The 4,574-nt window shown below is 66.9% G+C and carries 4 pseudogenes; 3 read left to right on the plus strand and 1 reads right to left on the minus strand.

Features of this window, described 5'->3' with window-relative positions:
* Nucleotides 1–235: 235 nt before the first annotated feature.
* Nucleotides 236–1,496: pseudogene (glnA, locus tag GJ629_RS14470) on the minus strand (type I glutamate--ammonia ligase).
* Nucleotides 1,497–1,726: 230 nt separating this feature from the next.
* On the opposite strand from glnA, the pseudogene lrp reads away from it, so the two are divergent.
* From lrp to GJ629_RS14485, 3 pseudogenes are all read left to right on the plus strand, one after another.
* A pseudogene (gene lrp / locus GJ629_RS14475) lies at nt 1,727–2,184 on the plus strand (HTH-type transcriptional regulator Lrp).
* 39 nt (nt 2,185–2,223) lie between these two features.
* Nucleotides 2,224–3,374, plus strand: a pseudogene (locus GJ629_RS14480) (bifunctional oligoribonuclease/PAP phosphatase NrnA).
* Between the two features lie 36 nt (nt 3,375–3,410).
* A pseudogene (locus GJ629_RS14485) lies at nt 3,411–4,498 on the plus strand (aldo/keto reductase).
* The last annotated feature ends 76 nt before the right edge of the window (nt 4,499–4,574 follow it).

Genomic DNA, 4,574 nt, shown 5'->3' on the forward strand with positions numbered 1-4,574 from the left:
TCCGCGAACTCCACTCATCTGCGTCTCCCGAATGGTCGGATTCAGTCCCCGGGGGCCGTTGCTCGCGGCGTCGGCGGAGCTATCGCCCGGCCCGGCGTCGGCGGCCGTGTTGGGCGTCCTCGGCGGGACGGCGCTCACGGCGGCGCCGCTCGCGGGCCGGTACGTCGGGCGGTAACCCGAGCGAGACAGCGGTCGCTCCCGGATATGGCGCGAAAGAAAGCGGTGGTGTCGAGCCTCAGAAGGTCTCGAGGTAGCGGTCGATCTCCCAGTCGGAGACGGAGACGAGGTAGTCTTTGAACTCCTCGTTTTTCGCTTCGACGAACTTCTCGCCGACGTGGGGACCGAGGGCGTCCAGCACGACCTCGTCGTCCTCGAGTTCCTCGACGGCCTCGCCGAGGTTGGTCGGCAGCGTGTCGATGCCGTACTCCTCGCGTTTGGCCTCGTCGAACTCGTAGATGTTCTCTCGGACCGGGTCCGGGCAGTCGAGTTCGCGCTCGACGCCGTCGAGACCGGCGTGGATGAGCGCTGCGAGGGCGAGATACGGGTTACACGACGGGTCGGGGAAGCGAGCCTCGATACGGCTGGCGGCCGGGACGCGCGCGGCGGGCTTGCGGATCAGCGCCGAGCGGTTCCGGTCGGACCAGGCGACGTAGACGGGCGCCTCGTAGCCGGGCACCAGGCGCTTGTAGCTGTTGACCGTCGGATTCGTGACCGCCGCGAGCGCGGGCGCGTGCTCCAGAATACCGGCGGTGAACTGCTTTGCCGTCTCGCTGAGGTTGAAGTCGTCGTCCTCGTCGTGGAACGCGTTCTCGCCGTCGTCGGTGAACAGCGAGATGTGCGTGTGCATCCCCCGAGCCGTTGATGCGCGGGATAGGCTTGGGCATGAACGTCGCGTGCAGGTCGTGCTCGGCCGCGATGGCGCGGACGACGGATCGGAAGGTAGCGACGTTGTCGGCCGTCGACAGGGCGTCGTCGTACTCGAAGTTGATCTCGTGCTGGCCGCGGGCGACCTCGTGGTGGGAGGCTTCGATGTCGAAGCCCATGTCCTCAAGCCCGTAGATGATGTCGCGGCGCACGTCCGAAGCGAGGTCCTTCGGCGCGAGGTCGAAGTAGCCGCCGGCGTCGCCGGTCTTGGTCGTCGCGCGGCCGTCCTCGTCTTCCTCGAACAGGAAAAACTCCGGTTCGGGCGCGGCGTTGACCTCGTAGCCCATCTCCTCGGCGCGGTCGAGCGCGTCCTTCAGGACGCCACGCGGGTCGCCGACGAACGGCTCGTCGGTCGAGGTGTCGTGGACGTCACAGATGAGTCGCGCGCTGTTGCCGCCGTCGATGTCGTCGCGGCTCCGCCACGGGAGGATGGCGAACGTGTCCGGGTCCGGAACCAGACGCATGTCCGACTCCTGGATCCGGACGAAACCGTCGATGGACGAGCCGTCGAAGTAGATGCCTTCGGTGAACGCCTTCTCGGCCTGGTCGGCCGGGACGGAGACGTTCTTCACTGTACCCAGAATGTCCGTAAACTGCAGGCGGAGGAAATCTACGTTTTTCTCCTCGATCTCGTCGAGGACCCCCTCTGCAGCATCCGAGAGTTCACTTGTCATTGGTATCGACACCTGAGAGATATACTGCCGCCATAAAAACCCTGCTGATTTGCGCAAATCTCTATTTCCGGACCGAGAGAAGTGGATATTCGTAAAATTCTAATGGGGCGGGAGCGTGGGGGGTTATAATGACGTACGAAAATCTGGACCGGAAGTTAGTGAATGCGCTTCTGGGTGACGGTCGCGCGAGCCTCAGAAGTCTGGCCGACGACCTCGACGTGTCGGTGACGACCATCTCGAACCACTCTCGACCCTCGAGGACGAGGGGATCATCGAGGGGTACACGCCGAAGGTCGACTACGACAAACTGGGCTACGACGTGACGGCCGTCCTCCAGTTGAAAGTCGAGGGGTCGGCGCTGCCGGACGTGACCGAGACGCTCCGGCAGGAGGAACGGATGGTCAGCGTCTACGAGGTGACCGGCGACTACGACATCATCGCCATCGGGAAGTTCCTCGACACCGACGATATGAACACCAAGATCAAGGAACTGCTGACCGACCCGGAGGTCCGGGAGTCCAACACCAGCGTCGTCCTCAACCCTGCAAAGGAGAACGAGCAGTTCAACCTCGACGTCGAGGAATAGGGGGAACCTTCATTGTCGTCGGTGTGTCAGCAGTAGTGTATGGGAAGCGCCGCGGTCGGGGGTGGCTCCCTCCAGAGCGGTGCCGTAACGGCCATCACCGACCAGTTGCCGCTGGTGGTCGGCGGCGTCCTGGCCGTCGCCGTCCTCGGGGTGCTCGGGTGGGTCGCCGTCGGTCGGTTACGGTCGACACCGGGCGGACGGTTCCGGTCGGTGCTGGCCGGCCACGACGAGATAGCCGTCCTCCTGCATCCGAACCCCGACCCGGACGCGATGGCCAGCGGGATGATCACGGCCGCTATCGCCGAGACAGAGGGGACGGACGCGACCATCCAGTTCCCGGGGACCATCGAGCGACAGGAGAACCGGGCCTTCGAGACGGTGCTCGGACTGGACTGTGACCGGATCGAGCTGCCGCCGACGTGGCCGCCGACGCCGTCGTCTTAGTCGACCACAACGAGGCCCGGGGCTTTCACGGGGCCGAACGCATCGACCCCGTCGCCGTCGTCGACCACCATCCCGGTGACGGCGACGGGAACGAGTTCACCGACATTCGACCCGACCACGGGGCCTGTGCGACGATATTCGCCGAGTACTGCGAGACGATGGGGCTCGAACCGGGCGAGGGCGACGTGCTCTCGACGCGCGTGGCGACGGGACTGTTGTACGGCATCCAATCGGACACCAAGCAGTTGACCAGCGGGTGCTCGAAAGCGGAGTTCGCCGCGGCCGCGTACCTCTACGACGGCATCGACGAGGAGTCGCTGGACCGCATCGCCAACCCGGAGGTCGACGCCGCGGTACTGGACGTCAAGGCCGAGGCGATCAGGAATCGCGAGGTCCGCAACGCCTACGCGGTCAGCGACGTGGGGACGGTCACGAGCGCCGACGCCGTCCCGCAGGCCGCCGAGGAACTGCTCCGACTGGAGGGTGTCAGCGCCGTCGTCGTCCTCGGGGAGCGCGACGGGACGATACACCTCTCCGGGCGGTCACGGGACGACCGGGTCCATATGGGGCGGGCGCTCCGGGCCGCCGTCGAGGACATCCCGATGGCCGAGGCCGGCGGCCACGCCCGGATGGGCGGCGGGCAACTGTCGGTCGACCACATGGAGGGTATCGGCCCTAGCGACGGCGTCAGCCGCGAGGAGTTCCACGACCGACTGTTCGACGCGATGACCGGCGAGTTGGAGTGACCGCGGGCTTTTGCGCCCGGCGGCCCAACCGCGGCTATGGCCACACACGACGGGACGTGGGCGTACCGCGACCGCTTTCACGAGTCGTTCGCCCGGACGTACTTCCGACCGTTCGGTCGCCTCGCGCTGTCGAGCATCGGCGTCGGCACCTACCTCGGCGACCCCACCGACGCGGCCGACGACGCCTATCGCGCGGCGATCACCGAGGCGCTCGAATCGGGTATCAACGTCCTCGACACGGCGATCAACTACCGCTGTCAGCGAAGCGAACGCGTCGTCGGTGAGGCACTCGACGACAGCGATATCGACCGCGACGCCGTCTTCGTGGCGACGAAGGGCGGGTTCCTCCCGTTCGACGGCGACCGCCCCGAGGACCCCGGACGGTACGTCCGCGAGCAGTTTCTTGACACGGGGTTGGTCGACCGGTCTACCCTCGCCCGCGGCCAGCACTGCATCGCGCCGGCGTTTCTCGACGCCCAACTCGACCGCTCGCTTGCGAACCTCGGCCTCGACAGCGTCGACTGCTACTACGTCCACAACCCCGAGACGCAACTGACCGAACGTCCGCGCGGGGAGGTGTACGACCAGCTAGAGGCGGCGTTCGAGATGTTGGAGCGACGGGCCGCGGCCGGCGACATCGGCGCGTACGGCGTCGCGACGTGGGAGGCGTTCCGGGTCGACCCCGGGACGGAGAGTTACCTCTCGCTGCCGGAGATAGTGCGGCGGGCCCGGTCGGCGGCCGCGGCCGTCGACAACGACACCAGCACTTCCGGGCGGTGCAGTTGCCGTTCAACGTCGAGATGGCCGACGCGTTCACTACGGCCGCCCACGAGGGACCGGAAGGTCCCCAGAGCGTCCTGCAGTTCGCTCACGAGGCCGAGATAAACGTGTTCACGAGCGCGAGTATCCATCAGGGTCGGCTTGCGAGTGGGATACCGGCCGCCGTCGCGGCGGAGCTAGAGGGTGAGACCGACGCCCAGAGAGCGATCAACTTCGCCCGGTCGGCCCCGGGCGTGACGTCGGCGCTGGTCGGGATGGGCTCGCCCGAGCACGTGAGCGAGAACGTCGCCGCGGGGACGTACGAACCGCTCGGAGCGGGGGCGTTCGACGCCGTCTTCGAGTGAGAGAGAGCGAGCACACAACGGGACCAACCCGCGTCGCGGTGGCCGGGAGCGAGTGGCGCGGCCCACGGCCGCGCCC

Source organism: Halapricum sp. CBA1109 (genome assembly GCF_009741825.1).
Taxonomy (GTDB): Archaea; Halobacteriota; Halobacteria; order Halobacteriales; family Haloarculaceae; genus Halapricum.